24 protein-coding genes are annotated in these 26135 nt (G+C 44.3%); 13 read left to right on the top strand and 11 right to left on the bottom strand.

The features are described from left to right. Positions 1-44: 44 nt before the first annotated feature. From ACQEXP_RS18650 to gcl, 8 genes are all read right to left on the bottom strand, one after another. Positions 45-1277, bottom strand: a complete 1233-nt coding sequence (locus ACQEXP_RS18650; RefSeq protein ID WP_426971206.1) for a DEAD/DEAH box helicase — start codon at positions 1275-1277, stop codon at positions 45-47. Between the two features lie 221 nt (positions 1278-1498). Beyond that, complete coding sequence (locus ACQEXP_RS18645; protein ID WP_269375336.1) at positions 1499-2113, bottom strand: TetR/AcrR family transcriptional regulator; 615 nt, start codon at positions 2111-2113, stop codon at positions 1499-1501. 147 nt (positions 2114-2260) lie between these two features. Then, a complete protein-coding gene (locus tag ACQEXP_RS18640) occupies positions 2261-3397 on the bottom strand; it encodes a glycerate kinase (RefSeq protein WP_426971205.1) in 1137 nt (378 codons plus the stop codon). 22 nt (positions 3398-3419) lie between these two features. Next, positions 3420-4772, bottom strand: coding sequence for a GntP family permease (locus tag ACQEXP_RS18635; protein WP_138971643.1), 1353 nt, complete (start codon positions 4770-4772; stop codon positions 3420-3422). A gap of 181 nt (positions 4773-4953) precedes the next feature. Beyond that, positions 4954-6096, bottom strand: coding sequence for a sugar diacid recognition domain-containing protein (locus ACQEXP_RS18630; protein WP_426971204.1), 1143 nt, complete (start codon positions 6094-6096; stop codon positions 4954-4956). Positions 6097-6394: 298 nt separating this feature from the next. Continuing rightward, on the bottom strand, positions 6395-7291 hold the full coding sequence (locus tag ACQEXP_RS18625) for a 2-hydroxy-3-oxopropionate reductase (protein ID WP_426971203.1): 897 nt from the start codon (positions 7289-7291) through the stop codon (positions 6395-6397). A gap of 52 nt (positions 7292-7343) precedes the next feature. Then, positions 7344-8120 (bottom strand): hydroxypyruvate isomerase, encoded by a 777-nt coding sequence (hyi, locus tag ACQEXP_RS18620; RefSeq protein ID WP_269375332.1) that lies wholly within the window; start codon positions 8118-8120, stop codon positions 7344-7346. Positions 8121-8144: 24 nt separating this feature from the next. Beyond that, positions 8145-9920 carry a glyoxylate carboligase gene (gene gcl, locus ACQEXP_RS18615; RefSeq protein WP_269375331.1) on the bottom strand — a complete coding sequence of 592 codons (1776 nt, stop codon included), beginning with the start codon at positions 9918-9920 and terminating at the stop codon, positions 8145-8147. A 313-nt stretch (positions 9921-10233) separates the two neighbouring features. Between gcl and aceB the strand changes: the two genes are divergently transcribed. The 11 genes from aceB to ACQEXP_RS18560 all read left to right on the top strand — a co-directional run bounded on the left by aceB (position 10234) and on the right by ACQEXP_RS18560 (position 22289). After that, the gene (aceB, locus tag ACQEXP_RS18610; RefSeq protein ID WP_269375330.1) at positions 10234-11862 is read left to right on the top strand and encodes a malate synthase A; all 1629 of its coding nucleotides are present in this window, start codon (positions 10234-10236) and stop codon (positions 11860-11862) included. A 56-nt stretch (positions 11863-11918) separates the two neighbouring features. Next, the gene (locus ACQEXP_RS18605; RefSeq protein WP_138971646.1) at positions 11919-12356 is read left to right on the top strand and encodes a GlcG/HbpS family heme-binding protein; all 438 of its coding nucleotides are present in this window, start codon (positions 11919-11921) and stop codon (positions 12354-12356) included. A gap of 374 nt (positions 12357-12730) precedes the next feature. Continuing rightward, positions 12731-13783: a hypothetical protein gene (locus ACQEXP_RS18600; RefSeq protein ID WP_426971202.1), complete on the top strand. Its 1053-nt coding sequence runs from the start codon at positions 12731-12733 to the stop codon at positions 13781-13783. Continuing rightward, positions 13758-14207, top strand: a complete 450-nt coding sequence (locus ACQEXP_RS18595; RefSeq protein ID WP_426971201.1) for a hypothetical protein — start codon at positions 13758-13760, stop codon at positions 14205-14207. The genes ACQEXP_RS18600 and ACQEXP_RS18595 overlap by 26 nt, the downstream gene beginning before the upstream one ends. Before the next feature lie 18 nt (positions 14208-14225). Beyond that, positions 14226-14660, top strand: coding sequence for a toxin-activating lysine-acyltransferase (locus tag ACQEXP_RS18590; protein ID WP_426971200.1), 435 nt, complete (start codon positions 14226-14228; stop codon positions 14658-14660). A gap of 101 nt (positions 14661-14761) precedes the next feature. Beyond that, positions 14762-15019, top strand: a complete 258-nt coding sequence (locus ACQEXP_RS18585) for a hypothetical protein (protein WP_426971199.1) — start codon at positions 14762-14764, stop codon at positions 15017-15019. A gap of 324 nt (positions 15020-15343) precedes the next feature. After that, entirely contained in the window at positions 15344-17107 is a 1764-nt protein-coding gene (locus tag ACQEXP_RS18580) for a peptidase domain-containing ABC transporter (RefSeq protein WP_426971198.1), read from the top strand. 5 nt (positions 17108-17112) lie between these two features. Further along, positions 17113-18396 (top strand): HlyD family type I secretion periplasmic adaptor subunit, encoded by a 1284-nt coding sequence (locus ACQEXP_RS18575; protein WP_426971197.1) that lies wholly within the window; start codon positions 17113-17115, stop codon positions 18394-18396. Between the two features lie 10 nt (positions 18397-18406). Then, entirely contained in the window at positions 18407-19489 is a 1083-nt protein-coding gene (locus ACQEXP_RS18570; protein WP_426971196.1) for a cupin-like domain-containing protein, read from the top strand. A gap of 56 nt (positions 19490-19545) precedes the next feature. Then, positions 19546-19884 carry an insulinase family protein gene (locus ACQEXP_RS18565; RefSeq protein WP_426971195.1) on the top strand — a complete coding sequence of 113 codons (339 nt, stop codon included), beginning with the start codon at positions 19546-19548 and terminating at the stop codon, positions 19882-19884. Further along, positions 19875-22289 (top strand): insulinase family protein, encoded by a 2415-nt coding sequence (locus ACQEXP_RS18560; protein WP_426971194.1) that lies wholly within the window; start codon positions 19875-19877, stop codon positions 22287-22289. Before ACQEXP_RS18565 ends, ACQEXP_RS18560 begins: the two co-directional genes overlap by 10 nt. Positions 22290-22360: 71 nt before the next feature. Here the strand turns inward: ACQEXP_RS18560 and ACQEXP_RS18555 are convergent, their stop codons facing one another. Next, a complete protein-coding gene (locus ACQEXP_RS18555; protein WP_138971578.1) occupies positions 22361-22843 on the bottom strand; it encodes a MarR family winged helix-turn-helix transcriptional regulator in 483 nt (160 codons plus the stop codon). A 119-nt stretch (positions 22844-22962) separates the two neighbouring features. Here ACQEXP_RS18555 and ACQEXP_RS18550 point away from each other — a divergent pair, with 119 nt between their 5' ends. Next, a complete protein-coding gene (locus tag ACQEXP_RS18550) occupies positions 22963-23862 on the top strand; it encodes a DMT family transporter (protein WP_269375328.1) in 900 nt (299 codons plus the stop codon). A 94-nt stretch (positions 23863-23956) separates the two neighbouring features. On the opposite strand, the gene ACQEXP_RS18545 is transcribed toward ACQEXP_RS18550, so the two are convergent. Then, on the bottom strand, positions 23957-24550 hold the full coding sequence (locus tag ACQEXP_RS18545) for an NADPH-dependent FMN reductase (RefSeq protein WP_426971193.1): 594 nt from the start codon (positions 24548-24550) through the stop codon (positions 23957-23959). A 1-nt stretch (position 24551) separates the two neighbouring features. Next, entirely contained in the window at positions 24552-25457 is a 906-nt protein-coding gene (locus ACQEXP_RS18540; protein ID WP_426971192.1) for an EamA family transporter, read from the bottom strand. 122 nt (positions 25458-25579) lie between these two features. Here ACQEXP_RS18540 and ACQEXP_RS18535 point away from each other — a divergent pair, with 122 nt between their 5' ends. After that, the gene (locus ACQEXP_RS18535; protein WP_426971191.1) at positions 25580-26077 is read left to right on the top strand and encodes a MarR family winged helix-turn-helix transcriptional regulator; all 498 of its coding nucleotides are present in this window, start codon (positions 25580-25582) and stop codon (positions 26075-26077) included. Positions 26078-26135: the final 58 nt, after the last annotated feature.

The raw sequence follows: 26135 nt of genomic DNA, 5'->3' as shown, positions 1-26135 counted from the left end.
AAATTCTCTCAAACACAGAGATATACTAAAGACTCTTAGCAAGACTATTTTGCGCGTGGTGCCGGGCGCTTACCCTGAAACTGCTTAATACTCTTCTTGTTGTTGGTGCGGCGGTTGGCTTTTTTATCGCGCGGCGCACGTTTGCTTTCACCAGTTGAAGGCTTATCGGTTACCGGGAAACCCTCCAATTCAGCCAAAGGCAGCTCACGCTGAGTCAGTGCTCGAATGGCATTCAGCGCTTCTGTTTCACCATGGCAGACTAATGAAAGCGCCATCCCCTGCTCTCCTGCCCTAGCGGTACGGCCAACGCGATGAACGTATGTTTCAGCATGCATCGGCAGCTCAAAGTTAACAACGGCTGGCAGTTGATCGATATGAACACCACGCGCTAACAGATCGGTAGCAATCAGAACCTGACTCTGACCTGTCTTGAATTGAGCTAGAATCTGCTCCCGTTCATTCTGATCTTTGTTTCCATGTAGAGCTTGGCTAACAATACCCGCCTTATTAAGTTTTTTACTTAGAGCATCTGCGTTTTCTTTGGCACCAATAAACACCAAAACCTGTGACCACTTATTCTGTTGAATCAATTCGATCAAAGCCTTCGTTTTGCTCCCTTTGTTAACCAGATACAAACTTTCAGAAACATCTTTATTGGTACTATTTTGCTGATGAGCGCTAAGTTCAATTGCACTACACATCAAGGTGCTGGCCTGTTTTTTAAGCTGATCTGAAAAAGTCGCCGAAAACATCGCTGTCTGACGTTGTGGATTAGTACGGCTGGCAATGGTTTGTACATCAGGCCAGAAGCCCATATCCAATAAACGATCCGCTTCATCGAGAACCAAATAAGAGACACTGTTCAAATTCAGTCCATCATTGATAAGGTCAAGCAGACGGCCCGTTGTCGCAACAATGATCTCCGGTTGCTGCAAAAGAGCTTGCTGTTGTTCAGCTTTATCCACACCACCACACAGACAGATGGCCGATAAGTTAAACGCAGCCGCAGTCTGGTTAAAAACCTGAGTTACCTGTATTGCTAACTCACGTGTTGGAACGAGTACCACCGCTTGCTGTTTAGGGTCAGCCTTAATCTTCTCTACGAGTGGTAAGGCATAAGCTAACGTTTTACCACTCCCAGTGTTCGCTAGTGCGATGAGATCCTTTCCTGCCAATAGCTCAGGAATCACCAGAGTTTGGATATCGGTTGGTTTACTGATATCAGCAGATAATGAGCTCACGAGCTCAGGACTAAGTAAAAGAGTACTGAATGACATGAATTAACGACCTTAGCAACTAGCGAAGAAACAGTGATAGCGTCCATATGGTGTGATAGCTCACAGGAACAGCCAGCGGGGGAGTATATCATCAAAACCCGCATCACGGCGCGATTCAATAATAGGTAAAGCGGAGAATATGATGAGCGTGATTACCGGCACAAGGAGTAGGCAATGGCTATATTTCTGACATCACTGTGGATAGAAATTAGCTCAATCACCTAGCCGTTGCTCTTAACTCCGCAGCCTTTGATGACTAATTGGGTTAAAAACTCAGCAGCCTGACGATAGTCTTCGTTATCAAGCTGAGGTTTCTGCATCACATTACAGATCTGCCAGCCAAAGTCTGCGTAGGTCTGTGTCGCAGCCCAGATGGTAAACATGAGGTGTTGAGGAGGAACTTCATCCATATATCCAAGCTGAGACCACGTCGAGAACTTGTCCATCATCATTCGAGCCTGTTTAAACAGCTCATCACCAATGTCTTTTGGCAGAGCTTTCGCACCCGACATCACTTCGTTGGCAAATACTTTTGACGCATGGGGATGATCTCTCGAAATACGTAGCTTCGCCTCAATGTACTGGCTCAGAGCCTCAACCGGATCACTCAACTCTTCAATCGGTCGAGATGCTTCAAGCAGGGGTTGCGTCACGGTCTGCAATACGGCGTAATAGAGCTTGTCTTTGGAACTGAAATAGTAGAATACGTTCGCCTTAGGGATATCAGCGGCCTTGGCAATATCGATCATTTTCGTCGCAGCGTATCCTTGAGTCGCAAACTGTTCACTCGCAACTTCAATGATCAAGTCCTGATTTTTTTGCCTAATGCGTGTCATTACGTATTCCTATATCAATCTGTTAAGTCATAGTAAACAAACTGCTAACAATGGTAAATGGCGTTACCAAAAAGGTTAGTGCCCGTTTCAATGAAATAAAAACGGCCACTAAAATCGTGGCCGTTGGAAACATGAGAATAAGGTAACTTAATCAAACTTCATCGCTAACGCAGCAGCAATGTTACGCGAAGTCATTTCGACATTGAATGCCGCTTCTTTCAGAGCTGTCGGCAAATCAGTGGCACCGAGCACCACGCTGTACACTGCATCAAGTCCATGATCATGAACCACTCGGCAGTCCTGAGCGATACTTCCCGCAATCCCAATAACGGGCAGATCATAAAGTTTCGCTGTACGTGCCACTCCGATCGGCGTTTTTCCATGTATGGTTTGGCTGTCAATTCGCCCTTCACCCGTAATCACTAGGTCTGCATCTTTCATCACTTCAGTAAGATTAACGGCATCCATGACAATGTTGATCCCAGGACGAAGTGTCGCGTCAAACAAACCAAGTAACGCAGCCCCCAGACCTCCAGCAGCACCCGCTCCGGCTTGATCTATCACATCCTTACCGTTGGTCTGACGAATCACCTTAGCGTAGTGAGCAAGGTTTGCATCAAGCTGAACCACCATTTCTGGTGTCGCTCCCTTCTGGGGACCAAAGATATGTGAAGCACCTTTTGGACCACACAAAGGGTTATCAACATCGCAGGCAACTTCGAGTTGCACGTCGGCTAGACGGGGATCTAAACCAGACAAATCAATGCTAGCAAGGTTCGCTAAAGCACCGCCACCAAATGATAGTTCGGCTCCCTGTTCGTCCACTAGCTTAGCACCAAGTGCCTGCGCCATACCCACACCGCCGTCATTGGTGGAACTGCCACCAATACCGATAATGATATGGTCAACTCCCTTATCCAGCGCCGCTTTGATCAATTCGCCAGTACCGTAGGTTGTGGTTAACATGGGGTTGCGTTCACTAGGCTCAACTAAATGTAACCCTGAGGCTGCCGCCATTTCGATAACGGCCGTTGAACCATCACCAAGTAGTCCGTAAAAGCCTGTGACTGGCTGACCCAGAGGCCCCATCACTTCAACCGTTACGATATCGCCTCCAGTAGCGTCAACGAGGGATTGCACTGTGCCTTCCCCACCATCCGCCATCGGCAGTTTGATGTACTCTGCGTTTGGCATGATTTCTTTGAAGCCATTTTCAATCGCAGTTGCCACTTCCATAGCAGTGAGACTTTCTTTGTAAGAATCTGGAGCGATAACTACTTTCATATAAGTTCCCTATTTTGGCTTGTTACAGAAGAACAAGACTTAGAATGTAAACCAGTGTCATTGCTGTCACGCCCTGAACCAGAGTTGCCATGGTTTGTGCGCGATAGGCGAGTCCAACCGACATACGGCTAAACTGAGAGACAACCCAGAAGAAGCTGTCGTTCGCATGCGATACCGTCATCGCACCAGCACCAATCGCCATCACTGTAAGTACTCGTCCCATTTCAGAGTCTAGTCCGAGTTGAGCTAACATCGGGGCAACAAGCGCAGACGTAGTCACGAGAGCCACCGTTGACGAACCTTGCGCAGACTTTAGAGCCGCCGCCACAATGAATGGCATAAAGATACCGACGCCCAAAGCAGACAACGTTGTTCCTAAATATTCACCCAGTGGTGTTGCTTTTAGAACCGCACCAAATGCACCACCGGCACCAGTGATGAGTAGAATTGGAGCCGCCGCAGTAATGCCTTGGCTAATACGCTGACCAAACTCTTCAACTTTGTTGTCGCTCTTTAGCAAACGTACTGACAAGAACAAACCAATCAGCAGTGCAGTCAGTGGTTGACCTAAGAACACCAACACATCAAACAGTGCACCCTCACCCAAAGGTAGGCTTGGGAACTTGGCAATTGAGCCAAAACAGATCAATAAAATAGGCACAAAGATTGGTGCAAATGCCTGACCCGCAGTCGGTAGTTCGCCGTAAGACGCTTTAAGTTCTTTCCAGTCCTGCTTGATCTCTTCTGCCTGTTCAGCCGCATCTGGTTCAACATCTTTAAAACGGTTAGCCCACAACATACCCGCTAGCGCTGCAGTTGCGGCAACGAAGATACCCACACCAATAACCAGACCTAGATTAGATTCAAGACCTAGATTACCTGCGGCAGCAATTGGACCAGGTGTTGGCGGCACGAATGTATGCGTTGCGTATAAACCCGTTGCTAGCGCCACACTCATTGCGACACTGGATGTTTTCATACGGTTTGCCAGTGACTCTTTCAGCGAGTTAAGGATGACAAAACCAGAATCACAAAAAACAGGCACCGACACGATGTAACCAATAATGCTCATCGTCAGAGTCGGGAAACGATCGCCCAGTACTTTAATCACAGTATCAGCCATCGTAATCGCTGCGCCGCTTTTCTCTAGGATGACACCAATTATGGTACCGAGAACAATCACTAGGCCGATATAGCCAAGAATGCCGCCAAAACCTGAAGCGATGGTCTTAGCAATACTGTCAGCTGGTAAGCCATAAGCAAATGCAGCTAAAAATGCTGCTACGATGAGTGCTAAAAAGGGGTGTAACTTAAACTTGGTGGTTGCGAGGACGATAAAGGCTATCACCCCCAGCAGGATTAGGATCAGACTCATGATAACTCCGTTTATAGTATTGTTTGTTCTCTACGCCAGAACTCATTTCCGACATTGAGGGTGTCAGTAGGGACGAGGTTATTATTCAGTGATTCCACCATCATTCCTTTATGCAAACTGACAAATTTCAAGCGGCTAAGACTCCTTAAATATGTCAACTTGCACAAATTACTCTATTAAATTACAAACATTTAAGTGCCAAATATAACTGCACCTTATGATCTAAATTATTGATTTTTAAGTTAGTAATTTCTTCTATCTTATCTAACCTATAGCGCAGGGTATTACGGTGAATATGTAGCGCTGCACAAGCTTGAGCTAGATCGCAGTCTTGATCAAAAAACACTCTGAGCGTCTTAATAAGTATGCCTTTGCTATCGTGTCGCAACAGGTTTTCTAACGGTTCCGTCAGTTGAGAACGCCTCCATTGGTCTTGTTTTAGTCCGCCAACCAATACTGACAACTTATGATCTTGGTAGAACAAGATCGCTTCTTTGCTCTTCTCTGCACTCGCAAGCGTCGCTTTAGCGGTTTCGTAAGAGCGCGCTAAACCCGCTAACCCCGAAAAGTATTGCCCTAGTGCGATCTGAATTGAGAAGTCCGCTTCCTGTGCGATGCGTTTCAATAGACGTTTAACCCGCGCTTTCTCTTCATTCTGATTCCAGTTCCCTTCCACAAGAGTCACTGGTTTTAGCACCACCACTTCATTCATCGACACAGAGACTATGCCAACAATATTGTCTCGTTCAGGGTAGTCCAAGAGATGCACCAACTTCTGCAAATGCTCTAATGTCAATGACTGTCCCTGTTTCGGTATAACCTTTACTACGGCCGCAACTCTTGGCTGCGCAAGATTCAGATCCAGTCTCTCTGCGATCGATAGCAGTTGGTTCTCGTTTAGAGTCGACCCTTGTATTAGTTGCATCAGCAACTCTTCTCGATGACGCTTGTTCCACTGAATCTGTGCCATTAAGGCTTCTTGCTCAATGATCAGTTCTGCCGTCATCTTGACCAACTCACCATAACTTCTGACGTCATCCGGCTGACCCGATATTCCTACCACTCCTATCACTTTATCTTGGTAAAGAATGGGGAGATTGATTCCCTCTTTTACACCAATCAGTGTACTGGCAACCGTCTGGTTAATTTCAATAGTACGGTTATCATGAATCGCCAGTAAGGCTCCCTCGTGAGTGCGATGTAAACGGGTTGGATCACTGGATCCGATAATCTGTCCGTTCTCGTCCATAACGTTGACGGGAAATTGGATAATTTTCGTCGCACGTTCCACAATTTGACGAGCGATTAGGGTATTTAACTGCATCTCTTTTGCCCTGTGATGTCAGCCTGTCGGCATACCCGATTAACATATCACAAGCCTCCCTCTATTAACTGAACTCACTATATTGCGCAGTTCACAATGAGAAGAAAAAATCCCGAAGTAAGTACGCCAGGTGCCTGCTAAGACGGAGCCCCATAAGCACTCCTACCTTTTGCCTTACAACGGGAACGCGTATAAAAGGAGACGAAAAAACTACGCGATTTAGTAGCAATAAATTTAGGGTTCATGCCAAACCCAAGGAGCAATAAAGGGAGAGGAATCCTCTACGCCCCGGACGGAATTACTTTCTGATTGAATGATCAGAGCGTTTCTCAATCGCTTTAATCAAGGCAGAGTGATCCCAATTTTGACCACCTAACGCGGCACAATCTTCAAAGAGCTCTTGAGCTGTTGCGGTGTTAGGTAGTGCAACTCCAAGCTCTTTCGCGCCTGTCAGTGCAAGATCTAGGTCTTTTTGGTGTAGAGAGATTCTAAAGCCCGGATCGAAGGTGCCTTCAATCATGCGCTCACCGTGGACTTCAAGAATCTTCGAGCTGGCAAAACCACCTAATAGAGCCTGACGGACTCGTGCGGGATCCGCACCAGCTTTTGAAGCAAACACTAACGCTTCAGAAACCGCTTCAATGTTCAGAGCAACGATAATTTGGTTGGCTACTTTACAAGTTTGACCAGCACCATTGTCACCCACCAAAGTGATATTTTTACCCATCACTTCGAACAGTGGACGTGCTTTATCAAACGCTTGTTGTGAACCACCCACCATGATGCTTAAAGTGGCGTTAACCGCGCCCACTTCACCACCCGACACTGGCGCATCGAGATACTGAGCACCACTTTCATTAATACGTGCTGCAATCGCCTTAGTTGCCATTGGTGAAATCGAACTCATGTCGATAACCAATTTGCCCTCGGCGCTAGTCGCTGTCAGGCCAGCTTCAACACCTTTTTCACCAAATAGCACATCTTCAACCTGAGGTGTGTTTGGCACCATGAGGATAACCACATCGGCTAAACGTGTGGCCTCTTCTGGTGAGTGACAAACTATCGCTCCCGCTTCCACAAGATCTTTTGGCGGTGGGTTGAAATGATCTGAAACCACAATGTCATAGCCTGCTTTTTGTAGATTGGCAGCCATTGGTCTGCCCATGATTCCAGTACCGATAAATGCAATTTTCATATTCTGTTCTCCGTAACTTGTGCCTACCTTTATAAGGTGGGCAATACCGTGATTAGCGGTATAAGTTGATCCAATCTAAGCCTTCTGCTGTGGTTGTTTTCGGCTTGTATTCGCAGCCAACCCAACCTTGATAGCCGAGATCATCCAAATGCTTGAGGATAAATGGGTAGTTGATTTCACCCGTCCCCGGTTCATGTCGTCCTGGATTGTCAGCCAGCTGCACATGAGCAATTTGCTCGATGTTCGCTGACATGGTTGGTGCTAAATCACCTTCCATGATCTGCATGTGGTAGATGTCATACTGAATAAACAGGTTGTCACTACCGACTTCCTTAATGATCGCTTTCGCTTGCTCTGTGGTATTAAGGAAGAAACCCGGGATATCACGCGTGTTAATCGCTTCAATAACCAGACGAATACCCGCTTCTTTTAGCGCTTGAGCGGCATAACGAAGGTTAATCACAAATGCGGCGTGTGCATCATGTTGGCTTACGCCTTGTGGAACGATCCCCGCAAGACAGTTGATTTGGGTATTACCCAGTACTTTGGCGTATTTGATCGCAGTTGCGACGCCTGCTTGAAACTCTTCAATTCGCTTTGGGTCCACCGCGATACCGCGATCGCCCGCTTCCCAATCACCGGCCGGCAAATTGAAGAGCACTTGGGTAAGTTGGTTTTCATCAAGCTTCTCCTTAATTTGCTGCGCTTCTAAGGCGTAAGGGAAAAGGTATTCCACGCCTGAGAAACCTGCCTTCGCGGCGGCTTCAAAACGATCTTCGAAGTCCAGTTCGGTAAACAACATCGAAAGGTTTGCTGCAAACTTAGCCATTTTGATTTCCTTATTCTGTCTTGATTAGCTGTTGTGAATCAGTGCAGTCGGCGCATCATCAACACTCTCTGCTAGCGCTTCAAACTCATTGATCGCATCAATTTCAACGCCCATGGCAATATTGGTGACACGTTCAAGAATAACTTCAACAACCACTGGAACCTTGTGCTTGTTCATGAGCTCTTTCGCTTGTGCGAATGCCTCCTGCATTTGCTCTGGGTCAGTAACACGTATCGCTTTACAACCTAGACCTTCGACAACCGCCACATGGTCAACACCGTACCCATTGAGTTCAGGTGCATTTTGGTTCTCGAACGCAAGTTGAACACAGTAATCAATGTCGAACTGACGCTGAGCTTGTCGAATCAAACCTAGATAGGAGTTGTTCACCAATACATGGATGTAAGGCAAATTAAACTGAGCACCAACCGCCAATTCCTCGATCATAAACTGGAAATCATAGTCACCAGAGATAGCAACGATATCGCGATTTGGATCCGCTGCACGAACACCTAGTGCTGCCGGAGTTGTCCAACCTAACGGACCAGCCTGACCACAGTTAATCCAGTGACGCGGTTTGTATACATGTAAGAACTGGGCAGCAGCGATTTGCGACAGACCAATGGTGCTGACATAGCAAGTATCGCGACCAAACGCCTTATTCATCTCTTCATAAACGCGCATTGGTTTGATTGGCGCATCGGTGTAATGGGTTTTACGTAGCATCGTCGCTTTGCGCTGCTGACATTCCCCCACCCAAGCACTACGATTTGGCAATTTACCCGCATCTCGCCACTCACGAGCCACTTCAACCAAGAGTTCTAATGCTGCTTTAGCGTCAGAGACAATGCCTAAGTCAGGACAGAACACTCGACCAATTTGAGTCGGTTCAATATCAACGTGAACAAACTTACGTCCTTTAGTGTAAACATCCAGTGAGCCTGTATGTCGGTTCGCCCAACGGTTACCGATACCAAAGACAAAATCAGACTCAAGCAGAGTGGCGTTACCGTAACGGTGTGCGGTCTGCAAGCCAACCATACCCGCCATTAGCTCATGATCATCGGCAATAGAACCCCATCCCATTAAAGTAGGAATGACAGGAACGCCAGTGATCTCGGCGAATTGCTGCAACAATGGTTCAGCGCCCGCATTAATCACGCCGCCACCAGAAACAATCACTGGATTTTCTGATTCGCATAGCATTGCCATTGCTTTCTCAACCTGAGCACGAGTGGCTTTGGGTTGGTAAGCTTCCAACGGCTCATAGGTATCAATATCAAATTCAATTTCCGTTAACTGTACGTCTATCGGAAGATCGATAAGAACCGGACCAGGGCGGCCTGAACGCATCAGATGGAATGCATGCTGGAATGCTCGTGGCACCTGAGCAGGCTCTAGAACCGTCGTCGCCCACTTGGTGACAGGTTTGGCAATCGACTCAATATCCACCGCCTGAAAATCTTCTTTGTGCAAACGCGCACGTGGTGCCTGTCCTGTAATACACAAGATTGGAATTGAATCTGCCGATGCCGAGTAAAGACCGGTAATCATATCCGTACCCGCTGGGCCTGATGTACCGATACACACACCAATATTGTTTTGATTGGTGCGGGTGTAACCTTCAGCCATATGCGACGCACCTTCCACGTGACGCGCTAAAACATGATCGATTCCACCAAGCTTTTTCATTGCTGCGTACATTGGGTTGATGGCTGCACCAGGGACGCCGAAGGCAATGTTTACACCTTCCTTCTTCAACACCTCTACCGCTGCTTCAATTGCCTTCATCTTTGCCATGCGAACCTCCATTTCGATTGTATACAATTCAAAGATACTTTGTGTACTATGAATCATATTTAGAATTTGGCAACCCCCAAATGCAACATTTTTTCAACATAGAGCATTTACTTTAAGCGATCACTTACCCTTTAAAGCCTAGAAATCATTGCTTTACATAAAATATCTTTACATAAAAATAATTACCCAAGCGCTCAAATGAAAAATAATTGTTAAATACCCTTTGATTGTTTACATAAATTGAAATATAAGTATTCGTGAACAATCAATTTTGTACACAAAATCATTCGATATTGTTTAAAGGAGACGAACAATGAGTATGAACGATGTAGCAGAAAGAGAAGAGACTGCCTGTCTACGCGTGGTTGGTAATACGGACAACCCAGAATTCCAAGCCATACTGTCTAAAGAGGCTCTCTCTTTCCTAACCAAACTTGTAGAGAAGTTTGCACCGCGCAGAGATGCACTATTGCAAGCTCGCGAAGAACAACAAAAGCGTTATGACGCTGGCGAATTGCCAGGCTTTCGCGCTGATACTAAGCAAATTCGCAATGACAAGAGCTGGAAGATCGCCACCCCACCCCGAGAACTGCTTGACCGACGAGTAGAAATTACTGGTCCAATAGATCGTAAGATGGTTATAAATGCACTTAATTCTGGCGCAAAAGTGTTTATGTGCTGCTTTGAAGATGCGTCCTCCCCAACATGGGAGAACATGGTTCAAGGTCAGATTAACCTACGCGATGCGAATGCTCGCACTATCAGTTATCACGATGAAGCAAAAAACAAACATTATCAGCTCAGTGATGACCCTGCACTACTGATTGCCCGTCCGCGAGGCCTGCACCTGCCGGAGCAATCTATTCAATACGCAGACAAACCCATTCCGGGTTGTTTGATGGATTTTGCGCTTTACTTCTATCACAACTATTTGGCACGTGCTGAGCAAGGACTCGGTGTGTACTACTACATTCCTAAGCTGGAAAGTATGGAAGAATCCCAATGGTGGGATGATGTTTTCTCATTCACCGAAGATTACTTTGGCGTTCAACGCGGCACCATTCGCGCCACAGTGCTCATCGAAACGCTACCAGCCGTATTCCAGATGGATGAAATGCTGTATGCCATGCGCGATCACATCGTCGCAATGAACTGTGGCCGCTGGGACTATATTTTCAGCTACATCAAAACGTTGAAAAATCACGCTGATCGCATTCTTCCTGACCGTCATGTGGTCGGGATGGACAAAGAGTTCCTCAATGCCTATAGCCAGCTGTTAGTGCGTACTTGCCACCAACGAGGAGCACTCGCGATGGGGGGGATGTCGGCCTTTATTCCAGCTAAAGATCCCGCAGAGATGGAGCGCGTGACTGCCAAGGTCATCGAAGATAAAGAGCGTGAATCACGCAATGGTCACGATGGTACTTGGGTGGCTCACCCAGCGCTAGTTGACCTCGCAATGTCGGTATTCGAAAAGAACCTTAATGGCAAACCAAACCAGCTTGATTTCGTTAGTCCAATCAACGAAATAGGAGCCGATTTACTGCTTAAGCCATGTGAAGGTAGTCGAGACGAAGCAGGCGTGCGCAAAAACATCCGCATTGCTCTCTACTACATCGAAGCATGGATCCAAGGTCATGGTTGTGTGCCAATTTATGGCCTGATGGAAGATGCTGCAACCGCGGAAATCTCACGTGCCAACATTTGGCAATGGATACATCATGGCGTCGTACTCGACGACGGACAAACCTTTACCAAAGAGCTCTTCCACCAATGGTTATACCAAGAGCTCGACACCATTAAACAGGAAGTGGGTGACACTCGATTTGCTGCTGGCCGCTTTGAACAAACCGCTGACCTTTTCTTCGAGCTGTCGACAGCAAAAGAGTTCGCCACCTTCCTGACCTTACCAAGCTATCAGCTTCTACAAGGAGCTGAGTAATACCTCGCTGACTTACATTGTGTAAGTCAGGCTGGTAAACGTTAACAGGAGATAACATGGGAAGTTTAACTCTAGAACAAGCACTGTCCGTCATAGACGGCACCTTTCAGGCAGGCTTAAAGAACAAATGCGCACCGCTTACGGTCGCTGTTCTCGACAGCGGGGGTAAGCTCATTTCCCTGCAACGTCAAGATGGCTCTAGTATGATGCGACCAGACATCGCCATCGCTAAAGCTTGGGGGGCACTCGCGCTCGGTTGTTCGTCGAGGAAACTCGCTCAGGATGCCGACAGCCGTCCTGCATTTATCTCCGCCGTTAACGTATTGGCTCACGGTAATATGGTTCCAGTACCCGGTGGGTTACTGATCCGAGACGCAGAAAAAAACATCCTTGGCGCGGTTGGTGTCAGCGGTGATCTGTCCGATATTGACGAGTCTTGCGCACTTGGAGGCATTGATCACGCACGACTCTACTCCGACGAAGCCATCTCTTAGCTAACTAGCTAAAGGAATAGGCCCACTAATTCATAATCATAACCCTCTAGGTTCAATTATAGCTTACCAACCAAGCACCTAATCGGTTTCAATTACTTGAAACCGATTATAATCAAAATTTAATAATCAACACTGTAAACATTATTGATTATTGCCAACATTTCCTCTCATTAAAACCTATCTTTTTAAGTAAAAAATCCTACGAACCGCTAGGAAAAAATGCCATCCAATTAACAAAGCAATCATTAAAAAAATTAAAATATAGAATAAAAATCCCGAAGCAATAATAGTTATTATTTTTTACATAGAATGTATCCATAGGTCATGTATGGTAAACATATGAATTGGCATTGTTACACTAGATATGAAGAGTTATGAAAAACATAAGCGAATTTCACAAACTGGCCAAAACAAACATAAAAAAAATCCTAAGTGAAATTAATAACAAAGAGACAATATCAAATGTAAAAATTGCATACTATTATACAAAATTAGACAATTTATTGTTTGATATTCTATGTGATATTAATTTGAGAAAAAAAACAAAACGTCCATTAGACCAAAAATGGGAAGATGCCGTAATCCTCTATTCAGGCAAGTTACAAGAAATATACTTAAATACAAATGGAAACGTTAAGGAAAGCCTCAATAAGCTCATGTGCGATAGCCATAAAGAAAAACATGACGAAAGACATGAACTGAAGAAAAACAATATAAAAACATTGAGTCACCCTACCTTTTATCGTCTAAAAAAAACATATTTAAGTCCGTTAAGAACAAACGAAAAAGCAACAAAAAAAAGAAGAAAACCTGAAGATTTAAAACAACTATTTATCAAAACAATGAGAAACAATGATTGGAAAATCAAAAAACACTGGCTAAATTGCAACATACAAAAGCAGAGTGGATTTAGTTCATCATTGACTTGTCTTAGTGGATATAAGAAGACTCCGAATATACTTTGGTATAACAATTTCAGTATCGGAGATGATCTAGTTCTATGGCATGAGTTAGCTCATGTAATGCATTATAACCTAGCAATGGAAAATCAAAATTTCTATCAATTTGAGCCATCTATATTAGTTAAAGAAATCATTGCATTTTTTTGGGAAGCTCTATCGCTTGTTTACATCACACAAAGTACAGAACCAGATGAAGCGAAAGCTTTTTGGAATGCCTATAGAGAGCAATCAGATTGGTATATAAAAAATGCAGGTGATTTGAAAAAAGAAAACAAAGTGGAGTACGGAAGTTACTACCCGCTAGCGAGAGCAACAGGAGAACGCCTTGCTTTAGCGTTATTGGACAACCGAGTTTCGCGAAAGCAAATTATTGACTACATGTGCATGGGAGAAAAACTAACGGCAACCACTCTCATCCAAGCAGCAGGACTCAAGAACGATGATGAACCCATTACCACCAATTGAAGCTAAAACTAACATTGATTGTCCTGTCGCACTTGGCGTGTTCGGTATGTTAGCCGCTTTTTGCACTCGACAAGAGCAGAGCATTGAACAAGCTTACAGTTTACTCGTTACTGCAGCAAATAAAGGGCGTAATTTTATCTCATTGGACAGCAAACAGAAGCCAATAGGGTTTGTGATTTGGGCGAAAGTACCTAAATCTCGAATTAAAGAGATTCAAACGCATGGTTATGCATCGGAAGCTGAACGATTAGCTTTGTTAGAAGCATCCACTGACGACGGAGAGCCAACAATTTTATATATGCTCTCACCTTTTGGTCGGCATTTGGATGTAATCAAAGCGTGGCAAACAACCTTTGGATTCGAGCGTACTACTTGCTGGGCTCTGGCTGACAAAGGGTATGCCAATATACGAAAACTAAGCTGAACCTTTGGAGAAACAATAATGAGCACCAATAATTTCTATCGCAATCTTGGATATTGCTTTCACCTACTTACACATTCCAACACGCACAAAGAGTTTAACTTAGCAGACTATATGGACGTTGAAATCTGCCCGGCTAACTGGCGAGGTCAACTACGTGTGTATGACAATGATGAAAATCAACCAATAGGGTTTGTGACTTGGGCAAAAGTAAATGAAAACACCAAACAGGAACTGATTCAAGACAGCCGAGCCCTCTACCACCGAGAGTGGAGCAGTGGAGATCTTTTGTTCTTTAACGACTTTGTTGCCCCATGGGGAGGGGTAAAAGAAATTTTATCGGATTTGACGTCGACGGTGTTCCCTAAAGAGCAGGCATTTAGTATCAGCCGAGACAAACATGGGAAAACGAAAAAAGTACACCGCTGGACGGGAAAGGAATACGCCAATCAATGACTAGATGCCAGAGGTGGATACACGATACATCGTTAAGTGTAACGGCCTGACGTTGTATCGCCTATCCACTTACATAATTCAATTAATAAGGAAATCAAATTATGTCTAAAGTATATAAGATTTGTAACTGCGTAGAAAGTGCTAACGGTATCGCCTTTGGCGGTGGTGGCGGCGGCGGCGGCGGCGGCGGCGGCGGCGGCGGCGGCGGCAGTATATATTCGAATGTCAATTATGATTGTTACACTGATTCTGCTAAAGCAGTAATTTCAACCGCAGCAGCCGTTGCTGCGCCAAATCCCATAACTGTGGCAAATGCTGCTTATCAATGGGGTGCTGCAATAAATTCATGTACAAATTAGGATTGATAAATATAAGGTGCTCTCACTTATAGGAGCACCTATGACTTGGAGTTTTAACTATGGATAAGAGAAAAATTGACAACTTTAATTGGGCAATATTTTACATATTACTTATTATGGTCGTTTTGTTTGACATAAGTGAACTCAATGGAATTGGCCTTATAATAGCTCTATTATCAGTATCGTACGTTAAATTAAAGTATATAGATCCAATTATAAAAAAAATAAATGAATTAGAGGAAAATTAGTTACTGATAATATCTAAAAATTTCTCATTAAAGTATTGTGGTTTAATGTTTTCTGTGACCTTCATGGTGGTTCATTATGAAAAAAATAGATGGAGTGATGTTAGAAACCATTTTTTATAAATTAAGTTCCCTTCTATTTTTAATTATTATTAGTTCAATGTTTGTTTACATAATTTCTCTATCTGTCCCATTATCATTTATGGCGATTATAGATAGAGTTCTAGTTTCGGAAGGTAGCGCAACTCTTATTGTTATTCTTACTGTTTTAATCACAGCGGCTTTAATTGATTGTTCTTTATCGACACTAAGTTCAATTTTAAGCGCCTGGATGAACAATACTCATATATCGGAAGTAAGCCACCACTTCTTTGGGAAACTATTCAGCCTTAAAAAAACTGAAGTTGACAACACCAATGTCGGCGACGTGTTATCTCGCTTGGGTGAGTTAGATCAAATAAAAAACCATATATCCAACTGGCTCTCTCAATTTAGCTTGGATTTGATTTTTATGGTCATCTTCTTCATCGTGATCTTTAACCTTAATGCTTCACTTAGCTTAATACTGTTAATGACTGTACCTCTTCACCTATTGCAGTATTTCATTTTTAACAAAAAAATTAAGAAATCGAATGAACAGATGTTCTCTGCGAGCATTGATTATCAAAATAGGATGATAGAGAGTATCACCGCGTATGATCACCTTAAAGCAAACCGAAAGAGCGATGCGGTATTAGGTCGAATTTACCATGCATTCGACATCAAACTAAAAAAAGGGTATGAACTCGCCAAGGTCAACATTTACTCTGGTCAATTATCTGAACTTATAAATAAGTTTTCTGAGGCTGTCATTTTATTTATGGGTGCAACCTATGTATTGGATCAGTCCATGACGTTAGGTGCATTAGTTGCCTTTAATATGATGAAAGATCGAGTAACAGGCCCCCTGCTTCGGTTAGCCTCAATTTGGGAAGAAATTGTCGCCTTCAAAATATCGTTAGAACGCGTAAACGTAATCATGGAGGCTGAATCTGAAAGCAGTGGAGAGCATCTGCATAAAATTAAAACGCTCACACAGGGTGTTCAATTTTGTAATGTTTCATTTCAATACAATCAAAATGAACTGGCGGTTAATAAACTCAGTGTAGAGATACGCCGTGGAGAAACCCTATGTATTTTGGGCGAATCTGGAGCAGGCAAGAGTACCTTAGCGAAGTTATTAGCTGGGAACTACGACCATTACCAAGGCGACATTTTATTCGATGGCATAGAACTCAAAGAAATCGCTTTACCTTCGCTACGAGAGCAAGTCGCTGTCGTGCAACAAAAGAGTATTTTGCTTGCCGGCTCCATCCGCGAGAACATTTTGTTCGACTCCTTAATCAATGATCACTCATGGGTCGAAAGAGCTGGAAAACTGGCCGATATTCACGATTTTATTATGAGCTTACCCCAAGGCTACGATACCCCAGTGGCTGAGCAAGGAGGGAACCTCTCTGGTGGACAAATTCAGCGGATTGCCCTCGCCCGAGCCTTCGCATCAGATAAGCAGATTATGATTCTGGATGAAGCGACCAGTGCTTTAGATTACGAAACCGAAGCCAATATTGTGGCCAATTTGGCGCAGCTAAAAACAGACAAAACCATCATTATTATCACTCACCGCTTATCGTTAGCGCGGATTTCCGATGCCATTATTTACATGAAAAGTGGCGAGGTGCTCGAACAAGGTAACCATAAATCGTTAATCAACGCACCAAGTCACTACCGTAAGCTGTACCAATATCAGATAGGTGAAGTGCCTTCGAATAGTGCACTACCAGCGCCTGACAATGCAGGGTGAATAACATGACGGAAATTTGTTTTCACCCAGAAGTGTTAAGGAATCGAGCTAAACATAAAGCTCCATTCGCCTCCAGTTTAATAGTGGTGATGATCGTTTCCATCATAATCGCCATTGTTATTTCGATTTACTCGGAAATTGAGATCATTTCACCAACGACAGGACGCATTATTCCAGTAGGGAAAGCGAACACGGTGCGGAGTACATCGATGGGCTTAGTCGAAGAGGTACGTGTTGAAGAAGGGCAGCAAGTTTGGCAAGGGCAAATACTGGTGACGTTAAACACCAAGCAAATTACGGCAGATATAACGTCTGTATCGTCTGAGCTCATGGATGTACAAGCAAGAATTAATGCACTTGTGCCATACAGGCAATTAACCGCAATAGAAAAGCAAGAGGAGTTCTCAAACCTCTATCAAGAAATTGCCCATGCCAGATACCTAAAGCTTAATAATGATTTAGAGGATCTAGACGAGCAAAAACGCGAGCTGGAGTCGGAAAATGCGGTAATCGACCAGCAAAGAAAGCGATTGATGAAACAGTTACCATTGGAACAAAAGCGATTGCAAGCTAACTCGCAGCTTAAAGATAGCGGTTACGCCAGTGAAATGACATTCCTCGACCAAGAAGTAAAATTGGCTCAGCTTCAATCCGATATTTCACTAAGTCGTGCACAGTCTTATGCCTTGAATATCAAGATAGCCAACTTAGAAAAAGACAAGAAAAAAGTACAAGACAGTTTCCAGTTGGCATTAATGGAAGAGTTAAGGGTGCTTAAGTTGAACAAAGTCGATCTTGAGCAACGGTTAGCAAAGCTGGAAGAGGTGCGCCGAAATAGCCAAATCAAATCTCCTATCAGTGGGGTGGTTCAAGAATTGTCGGCAATTGATCGAGGGAATTACATTGAAGAAGGGGAAGTACTACTCAAAGTCATCCCCGCCGATGCACCGCCGATTGCGGAAATCATGATCCCCAGTAAAGACATTGGGTTTATCCATGTCGGTCAAAACGCTCGCGTGAAAGTGGATGCGTTTTCCTACACTCGATATGGCAGTTTACCTGCTGAAGTCAGCTACATCTCACAAGATGCTGTGATGGAAAATGAACAGCTCTTTTACCCAGCTTATCTAACGCTAGAAGAAACACACTTCGATATCAAAGGCAAAGAAATGCGCGTTCAATATGGCATGTCAGTAAAAGCGGACATCATTACCGGAGATCGTCCTTTGATAGATTATTTCATCGCACCTATTAAAGAAAACCTCGATCAAGCACTAATTGAAAGATAAGGATATAGTTATGATTCCATTGATGAATGTGTTACGGCAAGGCTTTGAAAACCCAGAAGGGTTGCCCATGAGTTGCCAGTTTTTGTTTGAACAACAAGATAAACAAGCAACAGGTTTTTATATCCAGTGTGATTCTAAAGGTGAACAGATTAAAGAAGGGGTTATATCCAATCCGAAATGCACGATTCGGTTGCCTCTGAACTTAGCTCAACAGATTGAGCGCGATATTACGACCATTGACTACCGTGATCCTGAGATTATTGGGCAAATTAAATTCGAAGGAGATGAGCATATCGCCAATCATATGGCGAAAGCGATGCTCCAACCAAATGAATGGATTCAATCTCGTTTTAAAGAAGCGGAAGAACAGCACGCTGAAATGAACGCGGAATCCATTTCAAATTTTGCTCGTTTATCCAACCCTACCGAAATCGAACTACTTGAAGAATTAGCCAAGAATAGACCATTTATTGTAACAGGCATGGAATTGCCTAGGGATCACACTTACTGGACATTAGACACGCTAGATGAACACTTTGGGGATGAAACAGTTCGCGTTCGATCGGCTGAAGACAAAGAAACCATGCGTCAATTTACACAACGTATGCGCGAGTTTGAAGTAAGCTACGATAAGAACTTTGTGGAGGGATTTACCAAACCGTATACAGAAGGAGCGTCGTTACCAGAAGCAATGAAACCCTGGTTCATGCCCCTTTATTTTACAGCTGAAGACTTTTCCGATCCTCAGATATGGCTAGGTTGTGTTCCCACACACATACCGGCCAGTAGTTTACACCGCGATCCCATGTGTGGTTTTTTATATCAAATTATTGGGCGTAAAAAGCTATTGGTGTACTCAGCAGACCAAGCACCCTACTTGTATCCAATGAAGGCGTACAACAGCAATTACCAACCCTGCTGGGTAAAACCAGAAAACCCCAACTTTGATGTATTCCCTCAATTTAAAAACGCCAAGGTTGTTGAGGTGATACTACATCCAGGAGAAATGTTGGTGCAACCTAAAGGGTGGTTTCATAGTGTATACGCGTTAGACAGCCCTACTTTTTCGGTAAGCTACTTCTGGCGTTACTGAATCTTATCCATTCAATTAAACAAAAAAGCAAAACTTGCTCGTTACAAGGAACTGATATGAAGGTTTGGAAAACACTCTTGCTCGCAGGATGGGCTGTCATTTTAATTGGTTGCAAGTCAAATGAGTCTGACAATATTGATATTAACGAAATACTCAATCAACCTTTGGTCTCGCACCCTGATCTCGTTTCAGGAGTATTGCCAAATGGACTTCGTTACTACGTACTCAACACGAAAAGTGGGAATACAACTTTACATCTCAATATCGATGTCGGCTCTTACGACGAGACAGACAATGAACGAGGTTATGCACATCTGATTGAACACATGGCGTTTCAAGGTACACAAAGTCACTCTTTTGAAGCCTTACAATCACTTTATCGTGAATGTCTTTAGGTCCAGATATCAACGCCTTCACTAGTTATTACACAACACAATACATTGTGGATTTAAATAACAAAGAAATTGAAGACGCTCAATTCTATCAATTCTCGGACTGGCTGGCAGACATCAGCAAAGGAAGGTTTACTTTCCCGCTAGATCAGCTAAAAACGGAGAAGACAGTTATCAATGCGGAAAGGCTACTCAGATCGCACGAAAGTTATGCCCCAAAAAGTACTGACGCCCTAATCAATGGGACAGGATTAGAGCATAAATCACCAATTGGTGAGGAGAACATTACGACATCCGCGACTAGACAAGCATTATCCGCTTTTACTAAAGTTCATTATCAACCCAACAACAGTGTATTAGTCGTGGTTGGTGATATTAACGAACGTCGGTTGGACTATATAAAGCAAGTATTTGGTGGCAATGAAACACCAGTTGAAACCAGTACTCATCAACCTTATAAGCCCAACCTAAAAACATTCTTCTATCAAAAAGAACAAGCAACTTCCTTTTCCAACGCGTTGCTCATCGGCGCAGAACAGGAGATAAAAACTCAAGGCGATGTACTCCAAACCTACCTTGAACGAAGCTTTCGCGATGTCCTATATGAACGCTTGAAACAGTCTGATGATGCAAACCAAGATACAGCATTTAGTATTGACGTAAGTCCAGGTCAAATTTCAAATAGGCCAGTCACCAGTATTACATTGGGTCATAACAATCAGTCTCACCCAATAGCAATACAAACACTGACTCAAGAGCTAACACGCCTATCAGCATATGGGCTGACTGAGTCTGAGTACGCATCATTCAATAAAAAATGGGCATCATTCAAACTCGCTGATGAAAGCCAATTGCCTTCATCTGCTATTGTCAATCGCATCCTCAACCGCATTGAAAACAATGGGGTATTCAGTAACCCTACAGATGATGATTCGTTGGCACAAAATGTCCTAAGCCGGATCGATAAAGAAAGACTCGATCAATATTTAAAAATCTGGGCTTCGCAGCCAGTTCGTTGGAGTTTTTCAGGCACAAAGCTCGACAACGACAAACTAAAGCAGCAGATCGCCTTGGCATCACGTCTCACAGTCCCTCCTCCGACAGAGCTTTCGTTGCCGATTATTCCTGTACCACAACTTCCACCAGCCAAGGTGTTGAAAGAGTCTAAGCAAGACGGCATTGTACACTGGCAACTTTCAAATGGCGTCGACGTGATTTTAGAGCCACGTAGTAACAGCGATCGTATTTCTTTCTTAATGTTCACCAACGTAGGACTCAACAGGTTGCAAACCATCGAAGAGTATGATGCAGCAATGTTAGCTCCAGCCATCTTTGCTCAAAGCGGTCAAAACTGGATACAACCAGCACAAATGGAAAGCTTACTCCGCTCTCACAACATGAGTTTAAAACCTGTAATCGGAGCTGCATTTAATGGTATTGAACTCCAATCAGAAGCCAAAGATGCAACACTGGCTTTATCTATACTCTACAACGCAATGCAAAACGCGGTTGTCAACCCAACGGTATTTGAACAAGTCAAAAAAACAACCGTTGAAAACATGCAAACACTAACACCGAACGAGAAATTCCATATTCAATTGCAAGAAAATCGAATTGGCTTTGAAGCTGTCCGTGCGAACACAACTGCAGAACGATTTAACAAAGTAACGCTTGAGTCCATAGAGAGGTTGTATCGCCAACTATACCAACAGGTAGATGGCTACACTTTGGTTGTAGTGGGAAAATTTACTCCTGATCGTGTTCGTAGTGACATACTGAGCTTTGTCGGTAGTCTTCCCAAAGGGAAACTTTATTCAAAACGTACAGCGCCACAATACCAAATTCCTAAAACAAAGCGTATTACACTTACTGATGGTGAAGCAGGTAAAAGCCACATACATCTTGGATATAGCTCTCCGCGCATAGGCGTGGCTTCAATCAAAGAGCGAGTTGCGTTTCTCATTATCGCAAGCACGCTAAATCAGCGCTTATTTGATACGCTGCGAGAGAAAAATGGTTGGGTGTACAACGTCCAGGTACAACAGCAGTATAACGATGGCACATTTTCATGGAATCTACTTGATGCCACAATGACACTCGATCCCCAATATGAAGCGCAAGCAATTAAAGAGGTTAAATATCAATTTCAACTGATGAAAGAAAAAGGGATTAGCGTTCAAGAGCTACAGCAGTTCAAAACCATGTTTAAGGATTCATTTGCTTCAACGCTCTCTGATGATCTGAGTACTGCGTATACCTATGGCAGTAACGCTGCGGTGGGTATTAACTACTATGATGCACTCAACTATGAAGAAACCTTTAACGAAGTGACGTTAGATTATGTTAATGCCTTAATACCGAATTTTCTTCCAGATACAGGCATTAGTATTGGAATCCTTACTGAATAAATAATCTCTTAAAAAAACAACGCCAGCGATTCGTCGCTGGCGTTTTAGTTTAAGAATTCTCATCTCAATCGCTACTCATACTGAGTCAACCAACTCTTTAGAATCGTATTGAGCTGCTTCTTCTGATTGGCATTGATACCTTTGACCAACTTCGCCTGAACTGCCGCATGCTCTTCGATGATTTTATCAATCAGAACAAAACCATCTTGGGTCAGTTCTACAGTGACGCTGCGGCGATCTTCTTTGCTGTGCTCTCGGCTAATCAGCCCTTTTGATTCCAGTTTATCTAAGCGGTTAGTCATCGCGCCAGATGTTAACATCATCGAATCAATCAGCTCTGAGGGAGTAAGACGGAACGGCTTTCCGCTGCGACGCAGTGTCGCCAGTACATCAAACTCTCCTAATTTTAGGTCATAGCGCTTATGTAGCTGAGCAACTTCAGTCTCCATATATTTGGCGATTCGCATCAATCGGCCCATAATCGCCATCGGCTCTGTCTCTAGATCCGGCTTTTCCTTAGCCCAATGCTCTACTACTCTATCAATAGCGTCCATGAATGTTTGTCTCCAGTAACAAAATGCTGTTTCGAATATCTTAACATAGAGATACTTTACAAACAGCGATTTTAAGCGTACATTCCTCACAAAAGTATCTTAACGTAAAGATAGTTATTATGAATATACTACTTGCCATGATTCCGGCATTCTTTTGGGGAACCACCTATGCGGTCACGCAATATACACTTGCGGACTGGCCTCCCCTATTACTGGGGGCGATTCGCGCACTACCAGCCGGACTTCTGTTGTTGGCATTCAGACCTAGTCTGCCGAAAAAAGGCGACTGGCAAATCCTGTTTAGTCTTGGATTAATCAACATCGCAACCTTCTTTGGTTTGATCTTCGTGATGGCCCTGACTCTGCCATCGGCGATTTCCGGCGTCGGGATGATTTCTGTTCCAGTGTTTGCCATGGTTTATAACTGGCTGATCAACAAACGTCGCCCAGGTATCATTCAAGCGGTAAGTGGGGCGGCCTTAATTGTTTTGGCGTGGATGTTGTTTGATCCAAGTTCAATCACGCTCAACCCTATTGGCCTAGGCGCTATGCTGGCAGCCATCATGTGTATTGTTGTTGGTAGTTCGCTAACTAAATCACTGGGTAGCCGGATGCACTGGTGGACAGTGCTAACATGGCAACTGATTCTTGGTGGTGCGATTTTATCGGTTGCCGCAGGCGTTCAAGCTACGATGGAGCCGACTAAGTACGCGGCGCTGGCGCACAATTTCTCAATGACTAACTTGTCAGGTCTACTTTGGGTGGTTGGTTTGAACACCGCTCTTGGCTATGGCATGTATGTTTGGTTGTTGCAACGCATGTCTGTCGTCGACTTTACGTTTGGGGGAATTGCTAACCCAATTGCAGGTATTGTCTCAGGGCTGGTACTGCTTGGAGAGTCTTTCACACCATTCCAGTACAGCTTAATGGTTGGCATGATTGTGATGTCATTACTGCCTCAAGCCATACTGGCTATCCGGCAAAATCGCCCAGCCCCTGCTGAGTGCCAAACCCAATAATCTAAAAAGCCGTGGTATTTACCACGGCTTTTTGCTGCCACCTCAACATCTAGCGAGCCACAAATCCGTTGGATTGCCTCGTGTCTGAAGGTCTTTACATGCCATAACGAAATGGCTTACCCGCCACAACCATATCTCGATGTATCGGAGCAAGCGCTCGTGCATAACTGGCCAGCAAAGAGACGGTGTACTCACTACGCTGCTGCATCAACTCATCGGTGCACTGATGGTCATCGGTCATCAATTGCTCTACGTTACGAAAAATCAGGTGATCAGGAAGAAGGCACGCATGATTATTTTTACTGCCGGTCATACGCAGTTCACTGATTGGGTAGACACCATTCACACTCGCAGAAACCGTCACTAATAATACTGGTTTATGCGCGAGCTCCTCATCCGTGGTCAATAGGAGAAAATTTTTCAGCGCTGGCGTCGCCATGCCGTGCCATTCTGGCGTAATCAATATCACGGCATCTGACTGTTTAAGTGTTTCCGCTATTGGCGTCCACTGCTGCCACTCGTCAGTTCCTTGCCAAACACCTTCGTTCCACAACGGCAGATTCCGTTGATGAAGGTCAAGCACATCCGCTCGTTCAAAATGATTCAGAGCCAGAGATTTGAGATAGTGGGCAACGTTAACACTTTGGGAGTTGGCACGTTGACTGCCTGCAACAATAGTAATGTTCATATTAATTCCTTTTCAAAGGTTTAAGTAATGGGCGTTGGTTGCCTGATTTACTGGTGCGTGGCGCGGCAAGGACGATGGCGATCAACACGCTTACAGCACCGAGAAGTTGTAAACCAGTTAAGGTTTGATTGAGTACCAAATAGCCTAAGATGCAGGCCGATACACTGCTAAGAAAGCCGAGAAATGAGACGGTAATAGGTGGCAGCTTTTCTATTCCACGGAACCAAAGAAAATAGCCAAGTACAGCACCAATAACACTCAAATAGAGGTAGCCAAGGTAGTTGGTCATGTTGAGATGGTGTGGAATACCTTCAAACCACAAGGCAGCGAGAAGTAACATCAAGCCACCAAACAACAACTGCCAGCCAGTAAAGTTGAGCAGAGTCATACCCTGTGGTCTGCCCCATTTTTTGGTCAGTATCACACCACTTGCCATGCTCAACGTCCCGATGATCGCAATACATAGGCCTATGGCACTAAGCTCTGCGGAGCTATTGACCACCAACAGAGCGATACCCGCCATGCCGACAACACTAGCGAAAAGCTGGAGAGATGAGAGTTCAGACTTGAGCCATTTCCAACTCAACAACATCACAACAACAGGCTGGACTGACATCACCATTGCCGCCATTCCACCTGGCAAATACGTCGCTGCAAAGAACAAGCAGTAAAAAAACAGACCAATATTGAGAAAACCCAATAAAGCAAGGCGCATCAACCATGCTCGACTAGGCAACATATTCCCAAGAACCACCAGCAGCAAGCCTGCAGGTAACGCGCGAATAGTCGATGCGAGTAAAGGGCTCTCTGGTGGCAGCATCTCTGTTGTCACTATGTAGGTACTGCCCCACACCACAGGTGCAATAGCCGTCAAAGCGATAGTTTTGATCTGATCAATTCCATTCATTTTCCCACCCCATTTAATCTCAAATGAAAGTATCTTTTACAAAAGATACTTTTTATAAAGTAATGGAGATCGTTTTTTTGATCAAGTATCTTTTTAAAAAGATATTTATGTGGGAGATAAAAATGTCAGCGGATAATGTCGATACCATTCTGGCTCAATGGCAACACGTCAGACCCGACCTAGATTGCTCAGCGATGGGAGTGGTAGGAAGGCTACGTCGTACCAGCAATGCATGGAAAGCAAAGATGGATCCGATATTCAAACAACACGGTCTCAGCAGTATTGAGTTTGATATTCTTGCCACTATGCGCCGCAGTACTCCGACAGGTACCACCCCAACAGAGCTGTATAAAACCTTGATGCTTTCTTCTGGTGCGGTCAGTACACGCCTAGAAAAACTGGTCAAAGATGGATTAGTTGAACGACTCTTTAGCGAAGAGGACAGACGCAGCTGCAAAGTTATTTTGACTAACAAGGGGAAGCAGCTTGTTGATGCCGCACTTAATGATCACGTAGCAAATATGGATCATATGCTCAGCGCATTAACCGCAGATGAGCAAAAACAATTGGCAGGATTGCTACGTAAGGTATTGGTCGCGGAAGAGACGGTCCGTACCTAGCATTGATTTCGAAATTGGGTGACCTGTCAGGATTGATGCCATGAGTTCCCTCGTAACA

It is taken from the genome of Vibrio sp. TRT 1302, from assembly GCF_050113875.1.
In the GTDB taxonomy this organism is placed as follows: Bacteria; Pseudomonadota; Gammaproteobacteria; order Enterobacterales; family Vibrionaceae; genus Vibrio.
Note: the sequence above shows the minus strand (reverse complement) of the source record. Positions and strands in the feature narration are given on the sequence as shown.